The sequence below is a fragment of the Dactylosporangium sp. NPDC005555 genome (assembly GCF_040605635.1).
Lineage (GTDB): Bacteria > Actinomycetota > Actinomycetes > Mycobacteriales > Micromonosporaceae > Dactylosporangium.
Genome location: NZ_JBEXDG010000013.1, coordinates 188,334 through 203,482, shown reverse-complemented (window position 1 = coordinate 203,482; position 15,149 = coordinate 188,334). Strand labels below are relative to the sequence as shown.

The window sequence follows — 15,149 nt, the reverse complement described above, 5'->3', positions numbered from 1 at the left end:
CAATCCTCGGACGCGTTCCGGTACGCTTCACCATGCAGGTGCCCTCCGGGCGGGATGGACAAGGACCCTCGACAAGTCCTATCTTCCCAGCTCAGACGGCACCTGTTCCCATTCGACCCAGCATATGGGCAGCCCTTAACGAAAGACCCGGGCTAGGGCGATCGCATAACCGTTGGGGTCGACCGGGGCCGGCAGTCCTGATCGGTTGGAACGCGGTCAGCTTGCCTTGCGATTGTCATGTGTCAATGGCGATTGGCCAGACGCGGAGGATGTATTGCTCGATCCCGTCGAGTGTGCGCCATGCGGCGATGGATGTTGCTGTGTCAGCGGTCTGGGTGTCGCGTTCGACTTCGGCGGCGCGTGTCTGCATGTCGGTGCGTCCGGTGTGGCCGAGCCGGATGCCGTAGGCGCCTGGGCCCGGGCCGACGGGGATGTCGAGCATGATGTCCGGGATGCCTTCCTCGTAGATGTCGACCTTGACCCGGCCGGTGGGCAGGGTGAGGACGGCCGGGGGCTCCCACTGCCACGGCGGTTCGGCATCGCCAGGTTCGGCGTCGAGTGGTTCAATGCGCAGCAGGGGTCGGCTGAACTGATGTGCGCAGCGGATGAGCATGGCGGGGCCGGCTACGCCGAGGAGGCGTCCGCCGCGGCTGCCGGGGTTGCGGGCAGCGTTCCACGCCGGTTTGTGGGACTCGGGGGTGTTGGCGGAGACGTCTCGGATGAGGAAGACACCCTCACCTGTGGGGATGATCGACTCGACAGCGTCCGGCATGTCGTGTCCCTTTCTCATGGTCCGGTTCGGTGGCGTGGAGAGGGCTTCTCGGCCCTCTCCAGTGTCCCGGGTCGGCATGTCGGGTCTGCATCTCCTTACACCGGCAATTCGCCGATGCGATTCACGATCGTGTTTCGCAGTAGGGCGGTGGGACGAAGCGCGGTCGGTTCGCCGCCCGCAAGGTTCAGCTGGGTTCCGAGGAACTGGCCCGTGTCCGGTTCGAAGATCAACTCCTGTCGGGTGGTGGTGTTGCCCTGTCCGACTGCGACGCCTGCCCGACCGGCCGCGTCGGTGACGCCAGAGCGAACCGTAACCCCCGGCAGTTTGGCCACTGCGAGAAACAGCGAGGCACGTGCCTGCGGTTGGATGTAGCTCTGCTGCAGCAGGTCCGCCGCGGCCGCGAACGCGCTCTGGCTGCCTGCCGCAACGGCTGGGAGGTGCCGCAGGAAGGTCAGCATGCCGTCCGGACCGGTTGGCAGGTTCGCTCGATAGCCGGGTTCCGACTCGCACGGCCGGGTACGCGTGGCGTCGAGACGGCCATCATCGACCCACTCCGACGCCCGGCCGTTACGACAGCCCGGAATCGGAAACTCGAGACGACCGCCCTCGCCGGGCTCGTCGCGCTGCACAAGCCCGTCGACGTCGCCGTTGACCGAACGCCACGACCTGATCAATGTCACCCGCTCAGCATCCGGACCTAGTCCCGGACCCCAAGCCTTGATCTCAACGAACACGAACTGGTCGACCTTCGGCGACAGCGGCGATTCCAGCCGCACGAACGCAGCGGCGCGGGTCAACAGTGCAAGTGCCTCAGGGTTCTCGGCGGGCGCACCGGGAACAGGCCTGACCGCGACAACGGCGATGCCGCCGGCCAGGAGAACTACCACCGCCGCGGCGGCACCGGCGAGCAGCAAGCGTCCGCGCCACCGAGGCGGCGCGGTGCTCAACCCGCTGAACACGCGGTGTCGCGCCCGAAACGGCTCGAGACAGGCCGGCGGATCGAGCGCCTCACCCAATTGCCGCATGACCGTTCCTGTCTTCATGCCCACTCCTCAAAGACGCCAGCCAGTTCACGCGTTCCCAACATCCCCTGCATCTGCCGCCGGGCCCTGTTCAACCGTGATCGCACCGTTCCCACGGGGATCCCGAGTACCTGAGCGACCTCTTCGTACGACATCTCCTGCCACGCGATCAGCGTCAACACATCCCGATCCCGCAGGTTCAGCCCGGCCAGCGCAGCTGCCAGGCGCGCGCGTGCACTCCGCGCCGTCACGTCCTCAGCGATCCGGTCGGCCGGCCCGTCAACCTGGTCGGTTTCAACGGCGCGGGCCAGTGCCATCAGCTGGGAGGTCTCCTTCCGGCGATGCCGCGATACCTCCCTGACCAGGATCCCGAATAGCCACGGCCGGGCGTCACCGCGATTCAGGTCATACCGGGCTCGCTGCCGAAACGCTGCGAGGAACGTCTCGGCCACGACATCCTCGGCAACCTCCGCACCCACCCTGCGACAGGCGTAACGGAACAACATCCCGGAGTGACGCTCGAACAACGCCCCGAACAGTTCAGGGTGCGTGCGGGAACGGCCGATGATCTCGGCATCGCCCAGACTCACCGGTAGCACCACATCACCCAACGATCTGCTCACCCGCATCCAATCCGTCACAGAACCTCGCGCCTACTGTGTATCGCCCGCCCGCACCAAACGAGTTCACGCTCAACCGCAGAAACTTCAACTCGTAAACGGCTGCGGTCCCCGACTGAGGCCGGTCCCCGCCGCCGCTGACCGCACGCATCGCCGCCGAACGGGTAGAGGCCAGCCCCCATGCCACCCTGGCCAACCTCGCCGACCAGATCCAGCAACTGGACCTGCTCAACGCCGGCGACTACCCGCAGGCCGCCGTCCGGACGGTGTTCTCGTGGTCATTTGCGCGCCCGCCGGACGCGCGCAGCCGATCTTGAGCCTGCGCTTGGGGCAGACAGGTCGCGTGGAAAGATCGCTGGTGCTTTGCTTTGTCTCGGGAGGAGCGCGCGGATGGGTTCATCTGCATGGTGGTACATCGTGGACTACCAAGCCGACGTGAACGCTGCGCTCCAGCAATTGCGGCAAGACGTCTATAAGCGGGGTGACTACTATCGGGAGTCCCATGACCCCGACGTCGACATGACGGAAGAGGAGTTCCGAGCGGGTCTCGCGCCGCGCGACACCGACCCGGAGCGCTACGACGCCATCGTTGAGGATTGGTTGGAGCGCAGGGCCAGGTCTACGCCGATCGACCCGGACACGCTCGTCACCGCGCAGCCGCACTCGGGAACCCACTCGATCATTGACATGGTCAATGGTGTGTCGGCCGAGCCGGCATTCGCCACAGTGTCCTCATTGGCTGCCGACAACCTGATCTATACCTTCGGCACGCTGACGCCATCGGCGAGCCAGGTGGAGGCGTGGATGAGTACCAACATCGTCGGCGAACGGGACCGGTGGGTCGGTACGTACATCATCAGCTACCAGGACGGCAGGCCAGCGCACATCCACTTCGGCGGCCACTCGGGAGACTGATCAGCTACGCACTCCATCGCGCAGCTGGGATCCCCACGGCAAGGGACGAGCACCGCGCCCGTCGCGGCATGAGCGCGTATTGCGGCAACGGTCTAACGTCGTGGCGGGAGGTCGATCGTGGCGTTGTTTGTGGCCCCTGCACCGTTGCGCTGTTTGTCGTCGTGAACGGCCGAGGTGATCAGTGGAGACGGCCGAACCGGGGGCTGCTGGCCCTCGCTGTCGTGATGCTCGTTGCGGGGCTGGCGCTTGCTGGCGGGACGCCGATCCTGTTGTCGCGGAACCGTGACAAAGCTGAACGGCTGCGCGCCACTGGAGTGGCCGTCGACGCCTCGATCGTCAGTTGGTCCACGCAGCAGCGCAGTGATGCGGCCGCAGATTACATCAGGCTGACGTACACCTACGACGGCGTGCGGTATTCGTCCCAGACGCGATGCGGCGGCAGCGGCGGGTGTGCCGAACCCCCGGGGTATACGCTGCGGATCTGGGTTGACCCGCGAGACCCCGACGAATTCGTGACCAACGACGGCAACACCGATGACTCGAACCTCGCCACCAGCTACCTCCTTCTACCGGCTGGCTTCATGACACTGGTCGGCGGTCTCGGTATCTGGGTCGCCACAGCGTTCCGATCGATCCCGCGTCGCGGGCACCGGCGAGCGTGAGGCCCGATCAACCGGTCCACCGCCCAACCACGATCAGGTGCGCGCTCATCAAGCAGTTGCGGGACCTGGGCGACCAGCAGGGCGTGACGTTCCGTAGCGATCCTCATTGCGGCAAATCCGTGCGCCGCGGCGTGCCGGGATACTGCATGATCAGCAGTGTGGACATGGACGCGCAGGTCGACCTGGCTGGGCTCACTCCGGTCGAACGGGAACTGCTTCGACTCGGCGTCATGCAGTGGACGCGCTCGGAAGGCAGCAAGGGTGTGGTCGCCGGGCTGCTCGACTATGCCGATCGCTCCGAACTGCGATCGGACGTTGCCCGGCTGGCCGGTCTCATAGCCACGGCGAGCCCGATGTCGCGTCGTGATTGCCGACGACTGCTGCTCGCGACCGAACTCGCCTTCGCGAGCGAAACGCTGGGATGGTCGCGGGACTGGTCGCCCGACACCGGCTTCGCGGACCGCGACACCATCACCGTGCTTCGTTCCATCCAGGAGAAGGTCGCCGGCATCATCCACGGCCGCGACGACCGCGTCGCCGAACTCGGCCCGGCGGTGCAGCCGGCCTGGAGCCCAATCTCCATGGACGCTGACGACGCATACTGGACGCCGTTCCGCCAGCGATTCGATTTCCGGCCCAGCACGCATTCCTGGCCTGCCATCACCGAGCCAGCGCCGTCGGTCACCGTCGACCTCAGCCCCATCTTCGCCGCACGCAACCACCCGGAGTTCACCGCAGGCGTGGCCGCGGTCAACAGCCTCACCCTGCTCGCCCTGACCCGCGTGCTCGAACCCGGCACAAGCCTCGTTGTACTCGACTGGCAGCACCAGACATACCGGTTCTGGCCCCACCGGTTCGCATGCCAGCCGGATCCGCAGTGGCAGACGGACGTCTTCCCCAATGGCGACTACTACATCTTCCTCACCGAAGACATGAGCACCGGCACGTTCGGCCACCCCTGGGAACAGACGCTCTGCGTCTTCGGCGAGCCACTGGTTTCCACCCTGATCCCCATGCTCACCAACTGGCTCCCCGTCAAACGCACCAACCGGTAGAAGAGCGCGACTCGACCAACCGAAAGAGCGGGACGAGCCGCAACACGGCTCAGAACCAACGGCCCGGCCATCGGCACGAACAGTACTGTAACGACCGCCGGCCACAGCCCGCACCTCATGTCAGCGGCATGAGGGTGCGCCGCGGCGTTCCGCAGCCGCCCCGTCAAGACCGGTCTTTGGGAGCGCCGCGCTCCCACCAATCGTGCGGCGGGCGCTCTCTGATCAACGTCGCGACGATCTCCACCTGACCGTAGTTGCAGTACTTCCAGAGTTCCTTCGCGGCTCGCGAATACTGGAACAGCACTCGATCAACGTCGAAGGCGTCCCCTTCGCCTGCGCGGTAACGATCGACAGCCTCGCCAACGCGGGCAACAAGTTCTCCCAGCTCGGCTTCGTAGTACTCAGCGACCACCGACCGCGCGGCTCGTCGCTCCGCCTTGTCCGACACGGACACGACGCTACCCGGAACCGCGGAAACGCAGACGTTGCATCAGATGCAGTTACCCAGATCGCGGCAGATGCGAGCACCCGATCAAGCCGCCACGGCGGAAGCCTGCACAAGGATGTCAGGCGCGTACGATCATGGCGTGAATTCGGAAGAGCCGCTGGACCTGAGCTCGGTCCTGCCGTATGCCAAGGCCGTGACGCCGCCGGGCGGCTCCGAGCTGGGATCGGGGTTGGATCTCGCGCTGGTCAGCCGCCCCTTCGTCGGCTCGCTGGTTACCACGTATGTGGTTGAAGTCGGCGCTGGGCTGCGTTTCGTGTCCGAAGACGAGCTGAACGGCGTGGCGCTCACCGTGGACGAACTGCATGAGCAGGCCGTACGGAACCTCGCCGCGTATGTCGGCCAGCGGCACCTTCGCACGCCCGAATACCACGACATCAGGCCGGTACTGCTCGACGGCAACTTCGAGGTCAGCGTCATGTTGCTGCAGGAGCTGTGGGACTACTTCGAGTCGCAGTTCGGTGAGCGCTCCATTCTGGTCGTCGCGCCTACCAGGGACATCCTCGCCTGTTGCCCGGCGAGCAGTCAGGCTGGGCGTGCGCAGCTGGGCCAACTGATCGACCGTGTCTGGCCAACTGGCGACCATCGGCTCACCCGCGACTTCTATCGGCGAGTCGACGGCAGCTGGCACGTGGACTCATCCGTCTGAGCAGCGTGACCACGCCGGCGGGGTACAGCGAAACACTCAGGCGCCTACAGGGCGTAGACAATGCGGTAATTACCTGATCAGGGCGCTCTGCCGCAGCGCGGCGCTCGACCCGCGGCATGAGCGGACACGTGATCAATGCGATCAGTGGTGTGGGGCGCGCTCGAATCGACGTCCAGCGGCAACACCCGCCCGTTGAGCCGGTCCGTCAGGCCAGCAGAGGCCTGGAGCTGCCGCTGGGTCCGGTTCACCCGGTCAGAGGCCGGCGGCGATGAGGAGGCGGTCCATCTCGGCCGGCGACAAGGCCGGTGACCCGGCCGCCGCCTCCGCGACCCACGCGCTCTCGTCCGCCAGCAGGCCGATCAGCGTCGCCGCCGGCAGCCGCGGATGCCCGGCGACCGACCTGCGCACCACCGGCTCGGGATCGGCCGCCAGGCGCGCCGCAAGGTCCGGTGGCAGGTCGGGGTCGCGCGGCGCGAGCCGGCGCATCCGCGGATCCGGGTCGGTCGCGAGCCGGCGGAGCGTCGCCTGCGGAAACGTGAGCCAGTCGGCGGGACGGTCCGCGGTTCGTTTGACCGGACGGTAGTCGCGGTCGATGCGTTCCGCGGCCGCCGCGTCGACGAGGTGCGGGGCCCGGAAGGCCATGGCCGTGCGGACCGCGCTGTCGTCGTCGTGCAGCAGCCGGTGTACGACGTGCGCGGGCAGCGACGCGCCGGCAGCCGCGGCGGCGGCACGGAAACAGGGGTACGGCGAGTCGACGTGCGGCAGCGGGTCGGCGGTGACCCACGGCAGTTCGAGCATCCACAGCCCGACCTTGCACCTGAAGCCCAGCGCCTGCTCGTGGATCCGGCGCCGCAGCGGCTCGGGGGTGTCCTGCCGGGCGAAGACGGCGATCCGCACCTCCGGTTCCCGATCGTCGCCGAGCCGGTCCCGCACGTCCGCAGGCAGCCACGGATGCCCGGCGAGGGCCTCGCGGACATCGCCGTCCGGGTCACCGGCCAGCCGCCACGCCATCGCCGAGGTCAGGTCCGCGTGCCGGACGGCGCCGGCCCGGGTCACCGGGTCTTCGAGCAGCCCGGCGACGAGGTCGGCGGGCGGGACGGGGTGGGGAAGCCGGCGGAAGTACGTGGAGCAGGCCGCTCCCCGCACCGCGTCGACCGGGTCGGTCAGCAGGCTCCGCCGCACCTCCTCGGGCGCGTCCGTCCACCACTGCGCCAGCGTGGCCCGGACGTCCGGATCGGGGTCGCGGGCCAGCCGGCCGCGAACATCCGCCGGCACGTCGTCGTGCGCGGCGAGGTATTCGCGGACCCGCCTGTCCGGGTCGTCGACCAGCCGAAGGTACAGCTCCCGCGGCGTGCCGCGCCCCGACACGACCAGGGCGGCCCGTACCGCGCCGTCGGGATGCTCGGCGAGCCGCGACCGGACCGTGTCAGGCAGGTGCCGGTTAAGCGCCAGCGAGTGCAGCATCCAATGGTCGTCCGTGGCGATGATGGCCTCGATGGCGTCGCCGGTCAGGTCCGCCCGCGTCGCCACCTCGCCGAAGCCCCGCCGATAGCGCACCAGCCTGAGGACCAGCCCCGGCGGCAGGGCCGGGTTCCCGGCAAGCCCGGCCACGATCGCATCGATGTGCATCGTGTGATCCTTGCACGCTACGCGCGGCTGACGGCGCGACCAGCGGCGGCGATGATGGTGGTCGCGGCGGCGGTCCCGGCCAGTACCGGGGTTCTCGCGGTGCCGACCGGCGGTGACAGGCACGCGCATACGGCCGAGCGCCCGCAGCGGCATGAGCGGATGACCAACGGTCATGCGGGAGCTGCGACCACCTACGCTGCCGGATGCTCGCCGCTTAGAGCGACCGGCAATAGGCGTCCAAGATCCGGACAGGTAGGCATCCCGAAGTAGGAAACAGGCACGAGACATCGATCATCAGAGTTCTCTACGCTCAGTGATCAACGGAGTCTCGTGCCTGCCCTGTCATCATCGTTGCTCGAACCTGTCTTCGTCCAATTCGCCGAGCTGTGGCCCGAACGCCCCGAGTTCGACCCCACCCATCCACTCGGATGCCATCGGCGGCACATCCCCAACCGGGTGGTGTTCGAGCACGTCATCGCCGCTCTCGTACACGGTTCCGGCTACGAGGTCATCGCGACAGCGGGCTGCTCGGACCGCACCATCCGCCGGCGTCTGCACCTCTGGGCAGCCGCCGGACTGGGCGAGCAGATCCACGCACTCGCGCTGGACGCCTACGACCGCATGATCGGCCTCGACCTCGCCGACGTCAGCGCCGACGGCGCCATCACGAAAGCGCCCTGCGGCGGCGACCGAGCCGGCCGGTCTCCGGTCGACCGCGGCAAAGGCAGCATGAAACGCTCGACCGGCGTCGACGGCTACGGCATCCCGCTCGGCATCGTCAGCGCCACCGCCAACCGGCACGACGCGCCGCTGCTGCGGGACACCTTCGAAGCATGCAGCAGCCAGCTGCGACACTGCTGGCCCGAGCAGATCACCGCGCACCTCGACCGCGGGTACGACAGCAAACGCAGCCGCGACCTGCTCAACGAACTCGGCTTCAACGCCGACATCGCCCGCAAGGGCATGCCCGCCCCGATCCAGGCCGGCAAGCGATGGGTGGTCGAACGGACAAACGCATGGATGAACGACTTCGGCAAGATCCGCCGCTGCACCGACCACAACGCCAAAATCATCGACTTCTACCTGTACCTGGCAGCCGCAATCGTCACAATCCGTCAACTCATCCAACGCGCCCGAACGCTCTACCGCTAGGACACCCGCCCCACCACACGCCGACTCAAGTGACACCTACTGCCGGTCGCTCTTAGTTCGCTCCGTTGAATCCGCCCAAGACCGCGATGCCGACCACGCTGCACCACACGATCATGAACAATCCGTAGAGCACGCTCAGGATCCAGCCAGCAATGACACCCACGTTGGCCAGTTCGATCCCGCGTTCTCCGCTCTGCGCGATCTGCTCCTTGGCCTTACGCCCGAAGTAGATCCCTAGAGGCGGGAAGACGACGAAGGCGAACACGGCAGCGAGGATGGCGTACGTGTTCACGGGCGGAAGCGGGACGTACTGGAACTTCGGTGGTTCGGTCATTTGCCCGTCAGCTCCCGCAGGACGATCACACCATCATGGCCCGAGCAGTATCGCAGCCCTTTGATCACCTGGACATCGTTCTTTCGGTACGGCACTACATCTCCAGCCAATCCGAGGACCTGCCAAGATCACCCGCGACGTCGACCACTTCAGCCGCGGCCAGTGCGCGGTACATCCTCAATTCGGTACGACCGCGCGGACGATCCGGGGACTTTGCCGCCGGACGGGCGTACGGAGCGTGACGATCACCGTGGGCCTCCGGCGCTCGACCGGCGGCTATGAGTCACATCGATGGTTACGTCGTCGGTGCACCGTTGCGGTGGTGATCTGTTTCTGACGGCATCGGATCGTTGCTGTGCGTGATGCCGAACCACACCCGTGTGCGCTGACTGGCCAGGACAACGAGGTAGACCGCGGGCCAGATGAGGTCCCGGGCCGCGGTGGTGTCATGCATCGACGCCGCGCTCAGCAGCAGATACGCGGCGTTGGCGCTGTGGAGGGCTACCAGGATCCACCACCCCCATGCCTTCGCGTGCGACACCGTCCAGGCGAGGGTCAGGTAGACCGGGCTGAGGATCACGTAGGTCCACGGCGGTAGGCCATCGAACGGGCCCACATCGGAGACGGCGGCGAAGAACGGCACGCAGATGCCACCGATCAGGAGCAGTACCGCCAGCACGGTAACGCGCCGCGGCCGTGCGGTCGGTCGCCGGCGCGTCGCGTCATCCGAGGAGTCGATCACGCGTGGCATTCAACCAGAACCGACGGTGCAGCGGCAGGCCCGTCGTTGGTGTCCGCTGCGCGACCGCACATCGGCATGTCCGCGAGTCTGGCGGCCAACTCCCGATGACGTTCCGTAGCGAGCTGATCGCGGCATGTGCGGATGCCATGATCGTCGCGGACACTGCGATCTCACACGCACTTAGCGAACTGGAAAGCCACTCGGTTGCGGCGGTCTCGGTGACCACAGCAAGTCTTGAGGAGCCGGCATGTATATCCCGAGCCGTCGGAACCGGCGTGCGCTGCGCGGCTGGCTGCTGGTCGGTGCCGTCTGCTGCACGGCGGCCGCGCTTGGCTTTGGATGGGTTGCCTTCGACGAGGCGCGGGGAGGTACGGTCGATGCCGAGGTGGTCGGCATCCAACACGGCTCCTCGGGTCGGCGGGTTTACGACGTCCGGTTCGAGGTGGCTGGGCGGATCTGCTCGGCCCAGGTGGACTCCGGCTCCAACCCGCTGCCGCGTGACGTACACATCGGTGGGCTCTCACGGCTGCGGTACTCGGCGTCAAGTCCGTGCACTACGGTGCGTGAGACCACCAGCCCTGGGCCTGGACCGGTCCCGATCTTCATCGCGGTTGTCGCGATCGGGTTGTGGGCGGCGGTGTGGCGGCTCCGGCCGGGCCCGAACACGCCGATGTCACACCACGGTCCCGCGTCGGGGCCGGGCGGGGCACCCTAGCAACCACATATTCCCAGGTCTAATCAGGAGTCGGTGTGACGGCGGCATCCACGGCGCCGGGTCGGCTCGCCGAGCGGCGACGCGAACCTCCGAAGACCGACTCCGCGAGTGAATGGCCGGGCGAGCGCGCGCATCGCGGCATGTCCGGACGCCATGATCGCCCTCACGAAGATCCGTTTGGGCGGCCTGGATTTCCTCATGTCAACGTCTTCCAACTTTGATCCACGCCGAGGCAAGCGATCAGACTGGTCGCAGACGCGTTGAGAAAAGAGCTGGAAGTGATACGGCGGATGCTGTACGTCGACGGCGCCGATGCGGACGAACTCGTCGCTGCACGCGCGCAGCGCCTGCACCGCCTCGGCAAACCCGACTTCCGGGGTACCTCGTCGCTGGATCAGCCGCAGTCGCCACGCATAGATCTCAACAAGTGCAGAGACCTGCGTGTCCTCGTCCCAGACTCGAACATCGGCGCCCAGCAGCACAGCATCTCGGCACGCGGCGAACGCCTCGCCGTCGCGGTCCAGGAGGCGAACGAGATGATCGCGATCCACCAACCCAAACTACCGAGCCCATGGCCGGTACGGTCGTACCAGCGGTCAGCAGCGGCTACTTATGAGCGTGCCCGGCGCCGGGCCCTTGACGCCGCGGAGCGATGCACCCGGATGCCGGGCGACGTCGACTCAGCGGGCGGGTACGGGCTCGGGCGACGGCCGCCACTCTCGCCTGATCAGCCCGTAGACCCACGGGCCGGAGACCTCGCCGTTCACGACGCAGTCCTCTCGTAACGTCCCTTCACGCACGAACCCGAGCTTCTCCAGCACCGGGCCGACGCCACGTTGCGCGTGTCGGTCTCGGCCTGGACGCGATTCAGGTCCAGCGTGTCGAACGCCCACCGCAGCAACGCGCGCGGCCGCCGTCGCGTAGCCGTGGCCCCACGCGGCATCGTGGAAGCAGTAGCCGAGCGATGCACTGCGGTACTCCGGATCAACCGGCTCAGGCCGCACCACCCGAGGAACGCCCCGTCGGCGCCGCGATCGACGGCCAGCCGCGTCCCGGTGCCCTCCTCGCCATCTCCCGGCAAGCCGCGATGAACCGCTCGGCGCGCCCGCGTTCGCTCCACGGCGGCGCGTCCCAGTACCGCAGCACATAGCCGTTGCTGTGCAGCGCGAAGAGGTCATCGGCATCCGCGTCGTCGAACGGGCGCAGTGTCAGGCGGGCGGTGGGCAACGTGGGGGTCGGCAGCGACATAGGCGTCCCGTTCTCTCCTGCGATTGGGTGGGCCAACCAACCAGACATTCGGTGCCGACCACCCGCAAGGGATTTCCGAACGCCCGTAGAGGGCAGACTGGGAGGCGTGGACGATCAGGGGCGGGCGACATTCGTGCTGCATGAGCACGCCAAACCGCGGCACCACTTCGACCTGCGCTTAGAGGACGACGGCGTCCTGCGCTCGTGGGCGGTGCCCCGTGGCCTGCCGGACGACCCGAGGCACAACCGCCTGGCGGTCGCGGTACCGGACCACGACCTCGAGCACCTGACCTACACCGACGCCGACAAGTCGATCGCCGACATCGGCTGGTGGCAGGAGGTGGACCGCAACGACAAGCGCATCGTCTTCACACTGCACGGCCGGGGCGCCCCGCGAACGTACGCGCTGATCAGAACGGACTCGGACTGGCTGCTGCACCTCATGAAGGACTAGCGACCGGTTCGAACTGAGTGGACCCGCCGTCCGTCGTCGGCGTGGCGAGCGCGATCCGCCCGATCGGGCCGGACGGTGCACCGTCCGGCCCGATCGGGGCGCAGAACCACTCCGGCTTCGTGCCGGAGATCCGGGGTTCAGCTGCAGGTGGAGCCGTTGAGCTTGAAGCCGGTGGGGGCGCCGGCGTTGCCGGTGTGGTTGGCCTGGTAGCCGATGGTGGCGGAGGCGCCCGGGGCGAGCGTGCCGTTGTAGCTGACGTTGGTCGCGGTCACCGTGCCGTTGGACGGGGAGTAGGTGGCGCTCCAGCCGCCGGTGATGGTCTGCCCGGAGGGCAGGGTGAAGACCAGGTTCCAGCCGTTGATGGCGGTGCTGCCCGTGTTGGTGATCGTGATGTTGTTGGTCAGGCCGGTGTTCCAGGCGCTGACCGCGTTCACGACCCGGCAGGTGCCGGTACCGCCCGGGCTGCTCTTTGAGGGCGAGGGCGACGGCGATCCGGGCGTCTTGGACGGCGACGGTGAGACGGGCGGGGTGGTGGGAGGCGTGCCGCCGGCGGCGGTGATGATGGCGCTGATGATGCCCTGCTGGGTCACCGTGTTGGAGCTGCGGTTGAACAGGCCGAGCCCGTACTGGCCGTTGTAGCCGTTGTCCCAGTAGGCGCTCGCCCCGCCGTACTTCTTCGCGGTGGCGACCACTGCCTTGGCGAAGTTCGCACGGTAGGTGTTGTTCGCCGCGTCGGCCGACGTCTTGTCGACCGAGCCGTACTCACCGACGAAGAACGGATATCCCTTGGTGACGAAGTTGTCATACATCTTCTTCAGCGTTTGGTCCATATAGTCTTCCTGGCCCCAGGTCGACTTCTTGGCCGGGTTGGTCGCGGCCGCACCCCACTGCGTGATGTTGCCGTCCTCCTGACCCGCGAAGTCCCACGGGTCGTAGTAGTGCACGGAGATCATGAGTCGCTGCTCGCCGCTTGGAATGGAGGACGACCGATAGGTGTCGGTGGGCAGCGAGAAGCCATAACTGCCCGTCGTGTACTCGATGTTGGTGTTCCAGCCCGGAATGAGCAACCATCGCGACGCGTTGGTGCCGCCGGTTCGCCGAACGGTGTCGACGAAGATCTGGTTGTAGGCGACGATGTTCGAGTAGCACGGCTGGCTGGGGTTGCCGTACTGCCCGTCGAACTCCTCGTTCATCGACTCGAAGATCAGGTGATCGTTGTAGCTCGCGAACTTCGTCGCGACCTGCTGCCACACCTTCTGGTACTTGGCCTTGATCGTGGTCTGGTCCGACGCGTCGCAGACCAGCCAGGAGCCGGTCACGCTCTTGTAGCCGTCGCCGTGCATGTTGATCAGCACGTACAGGCCGGAGTTGTAGGCGTAGTTGACGACCTCCTGGACCCGGCTCAACCAGGCCGAGTCGACGGTGTAGTTCGGGGCGGCCCCGATCTTTCCCAGGTACGACACGGGGATGCGGATCGTCTTGAAGCCCGATGCCTTCACCCGGTCGATGAGGGCCTGGGTGATGACCGGGTTGCCCCAGGCCGTCTCGCTGGGAATGCCATTGGCGTTGGCCTCCAGCTGATTGCCGAGGTTCCACCCGGCGCCCATGTCGGCGACCAGTTGGGGAGCGGTCAGCTGCACCGCGGCGTTGGCCACGGTCGACCTCGCCACGCCGTACACGGCTCCGGTGAGGGCCAGGGCGGCGGCAAAGACTGCGAGCCCGGCCCTCCTAACTCTCGAACTCATGAGGCTTCCTCTCGTACGGTCTCGAGCGCCGGACGTGGCGGCGTCTCCGGTCCGAACCTGGCGAGGAGTGTTGCCACGGCCGCGACGGGTGTCAATCGATGCGCTTCGACGAACATGTTCGTTAGGCCGCCGCGGGCCGCTGAACAGCCGGTTTGCCGCCGACGGCCGCGAAACCGGCTCTGCATCTTTCGGAAATTGTCGACAATCCTGGTTGCCTGACCGGCGGGCGGGCCGCCGCCACTCGGCCGTCGCTGCGGTCAGCTGGCGCGAGGGTGCCAGCGGACCGTCCGGCGCCGCACTAAAGTCCCGCGCCATGGGGCACGAGCGGCAGGCGGCGCTCAGCGCCCGTCGATGTCGGGCGGCACCTCGATCGCGGCACGGAAGCGGCGGCGGCGCACGGTGGGCACGCTTGCCTCGGCGGCGACGATCTGTGGGTCGCGGAACGCCGGGGAGCGTAGGAGCGAGTGATGGAACTCCGTTTCGCCGCCGCAGCCGAGTTCGCCGAAGTCGCCGCCGCGGACTTCGGTGCGGACGCTGGTGAGTTCCGGCCAATACATGTCGCCCAGCCGCAGCCCGGTCGGGGTTTCCTCGTCCTGAGGGGCGGGCATGCGGTCGCCCCAGGCGAACAGGGTGCCGCGCCCGAGGCCGTGGGCGTACTCCCACTCGTCCGGTGTGAGCAGCCGTTCACCGGCCAGTGCCAAGTCCGTGACGACCTCGTCGTAGGTGGCTGGCCCGGCCGTGAAGCAGCGCCGGATCGCGCCGGTGAATGGGTCGAGTTCGACGCGGGCGTACACCCGGCTGTCGTCATCGTCGGCGCACGCATCGCCGTACATGCCGATGACGCCCCGTGCCGGGGGACCGTGCCGCTGTAGGTGTTCGCGCACGATCGGATGGTCCGGCAGGACTTCGGCGACGCCGGCCTGGACGGCC

The 15,149-nt window shown here is 67.4% G+C and carries 16 protein-coding genes and 1 pseudogene; 6 read left to right on the top strand and 11 right to left on the bottom strand.

The window, feature by feature from the left end; genetic code table 11:
* Window positions 1-235: 235 nt before the first annotated feature.
* The 3 genes from ABZS58_RS17905 to ABZS58_RS17895 form a co-directional block, all read right to left on the bottom strand.
* Entirely contained in the window at window positions 236-772 is a 537-nt protein-coding gene (locus tag ABZS58_RS17905; RefSeq protein WP_354782659.1) for a hypothetical protein, read from the bottom strand.
* Window positions 773-867: 95 nt separating this feature from the next.
* On the bottom strand, window positions 868-1,815 hold the full coding sequence (locus ABZS58_RS17900; RefSeq protein WP_354782657.1) for a CU044_5270 family protein: 948 nt from the start codon (window positions 1,813-1,815) through the stop codon (window positions 868-870).
* Complete coding sequence (locus tag ABZS58_RS17895) at window positions 1,812-2,417, bottom strand: RNA polymerase sigma factor (protein WP_354782655.1); 606 nt, start codon at window positions 2,415-2,417, stop codon at window positions 1,812-1,814. The genes ABZS58_RS17900 and ABZS58_RS17895 overlap by 4 nt, the downstream gene beginning before the upstream one ends.
* Window positions 2,418-2,831: 414 nt before the next feature.
* On the opposite strand from ABZS58_RS17895, the gene ABZS58_RS17890 reads away from it, so the two are divergent.
* The 3 genes from ABZS58_RS17890 (at window position 2,832) to ABZS58_RS17880 (ending at window position 5,046) form a co-directional block, all read left to right on the top strand.
* Window positions 2,832-3,329, top strand: coding sequence for a hypothetical protein (locus tag ABZS58_RS17890; protein WP_354782653.1), 498 nt, complete (start codon window positions 2,832-2,834; stop codon window positions 3,327-3,329).
* 68 nt (window positions 3,330-3,397) lie between these two features.
* Window positions 3,398-3,991, top strand: coding sequence for a DUF3592 domain-containing protein (locus ABZS58_RS17885; RefSeq protein ID WP_354782651.1), 594 nt, complete (start codon window positions 3,398-3,400; stop codon window positions 3,989-3,991).
* A gap of 56 nt (window positions 3,992-4,047) precedes the next feature.
* On the top strand, window positions 4,048-5,046 hold the full coding sequence (locus ABZS58_RS17880; protein WP_354782649.1) for a DUF2716 domain-containing protein: 999 nt from the start codon (window positions 4,048-4,050) through the stop codon (window positions 5,044-5,046).
* 163 nt (window positions 5,047-5,209) lie between these two features.
* Here the strand turns inward: ABZS58_RS17880 and ABZS58_RS17875 are convergent, their stop codons facing one another.
* Window positions 5,210-5,494 carry a hypothetical protein gene (locus ABZS58_RS17875; RefSeq protein ID WP_354782647.1) on the bottom strand — a complete coding sequence of 95 codons (285 nt, stop codon included), beginning with the start codon at window positions 5,492-5,494 and terminating at the stop codon, window positions 5,210-5,212.
* Window positions 5,495-5,633: 139 nt separating this feature from the next.
* Between ABZS58_RS17875 and ABZS58_RS17870 the strand changes: the two genes are divergently transcribed.
* The gene (locus tag ABZS58_RS17870; RefSeq protein ID WP_354782645.1) at window positions 5,634-6,200 is read left to right on the top strand and encodes a hypothetical protein; all 567 of its coding nucleotides are present in this window, start codon (window positions 5,634-5,636) and stop codon (window positions 6,198-6,200) included.
* A 252-nt stretch (window positions 6,201-6,452) separates the two neighbouring features.
* Here the strand turns inward: ABZS58_RS17870 and ABZS58_RS17865 are convergent, their stop codons facing one another.
* Window positions 6,453-7,829: a hypothetical protein gene (locus ABZS58_RS17865; protein WP_354782643.1), complete on the bottom strand. Its 1,377-nt coding sequence runs from the start codon at window positions 7,827-7,829 to the stop codon at window positions 6,453-6,455.
* Window positions 7,830-8,159: 330 nt separating this feature from the next.
* Between ABZS58_RS17865 and ABZS58_RS17860 the strand changes: the two genes are divergently transcribed.
* Complete coding sequence (locus ABZS58_RS17860; protein WP_354782641.1) at window positions 8,160-8,981, top strand: IS5 family transposase; 822 nt, start codon at window positions 8,160-8,162, stop codon at window positions 8,979-8,981.
* Window positions 8,982-9,033: 52 nt separating this feature from the next.
* On the opposite strand, the gene ABZS58_RS17855 is transcribed toward ABZS58_RS17860, so the two are convergent.
* The 4 genes and pseudogenes from ABZS58_RS17855 to ABZS58_RS17840 all read right to left on the bottom strand — a co-directional run bounded on the left by ABZS58_RS17855 (window position 9,034) and on the right by ABZS58_RS17840 (window position 12,020).
* Window positions 9,034-9,315, bottom strand: coding sequence for a DUF4190 domain-containing protein (locus ABZS58_RS17855; RefSeq protein ID WP_344511206.1), 282 nt, complete (start codon window positions 9,313-9,315; stop codon window positions 9,034-9,036).
* A 295-nt stretch (window positions 9,316-9,610) separates the two neighbouring features.
* Complete coding sequence (locus tag ABZS58_RS17850; RefSeq protein WP_354782639.1) at window positions 9,611-10,057, bottom strand: hypothetical protein; 447 nt, start codon at window positions 10,055-10,057, stop codon at window positions 9,611-9,613.
* Between the two features lie 738 nt (window positions 10,058-10,795).
* Window positions 10,796-11,323, bottom strand: a complete 528-nt coding sequence (locus ABZS58_RS17845; protein ID WP_354782637.1) for a hypothetical protein — start codon at window positions 11,321-11,323, stop codon at window positions 10,796-10,798.
* Between the two features lie 212 nt (window positions 11,324-11,535).
* Window positions 11,536-12,020: pseudogene (locus tag ABZS58_RS17840) on the bottom strand (GNAT family N-acetyltransferase).
* A gap of 106 nt (window positions 12,021-12,126) precedes the next feature.
* On the opposite strand from ABZS58_RS17840, the gene ABZS58_RS17835 reads away from it, so the two are divergent.
* Window positions 12,127-12,474 carry a DNA polymerase ligase N-terminal domain-containing protein gene (locus ABZS58_RS17835; protein ID WP_354782635.1) on the top strand — a complete coding sequence of 116 codons (348 nt, stop codon included), beginning with the start codon at window positions 12,127-12,129 and terminating at the stop codon, window positions 12,472-12,474.
* Window positions 12,475-12,611: 137 nt separating this feature from the next.
* On the opposite strand, the gene ABZS58_RS17830 is transcribed toward ABZS58_RS17835, so the two are convergent.
* Together ABZS58_RS17830 and ABZS58_RS17825 are read right to left on the bottom strand one after the other, a co-directional pair.
* Entirely contained in the window at window positions 12,612-14,219 is a 1,608-nt protein-coding gene (locus tag ABZS58_RS17830; protein WP_354782633.1) for a cellulase family glycosylhydrolase, read from the bottom strand.
* Window positions 14,220-14,557: 338 nt separating this feature from the next.
* Entirely contained in the window at window positions 14,558-15,103 is a 546-nt protein-coding gene (locus ABZS58_RS17825) for a hypothetical protein (RefSeq protein WP_354782631.1), read from the bottom strand.
* Window positions 15,104-15,149 lie beyond the last annotated feature (46 nt).

Excerpts from the sequence above, each read along its gene's own strand:
- ABZS58_RS17905 (WP_354782659.1), bottom strand. The coding sequence starts at position 772 with ATGCCGGACGCTGTCGAGTCGATCATCCCCACAGGTGAGGGTGTCTTC.
- ABZS58_RS17900 (WP_354782657.1), bottom strand. The coding sequence starts at position 1,815 with ATGAAGACAGGAACGGTCATGCGGCAATTGGGTGAGGCGCTCGATCCG.
- ABZS58_RS17885 (WP_354782651.1), top strand. The coding sequence starts at position 3,398 with ATGAGCGCGTATTGCGGCAACGGTCTAACGTCGTGGCGGGAGGTCGAT.
- ABZS58_RS17865 (WP_354782643.1), bottom strand. The coding sequence starts at position 7,829 with ATGCACATCGATGCGATCGTGGCCGGGCTTGCCGGGAACCCGGCCCTG.
- ABZS58_RS17855 (WP_344511206.1), bottom strand. The coding sequence starts at position 9,315 with ATGACCGAACCACCGAAGTTCCAGTACGTCCCGCTTCCGCCCGTGAAC.
- ABZS58_RS17830 (WP_354782633.1), bottom strand. The coding sequence starts at position 14,219 with ATGAGTTCGAGAGTTAGGAGGGCCGGGCTCGCAGTCTTTGCCGCCGCC.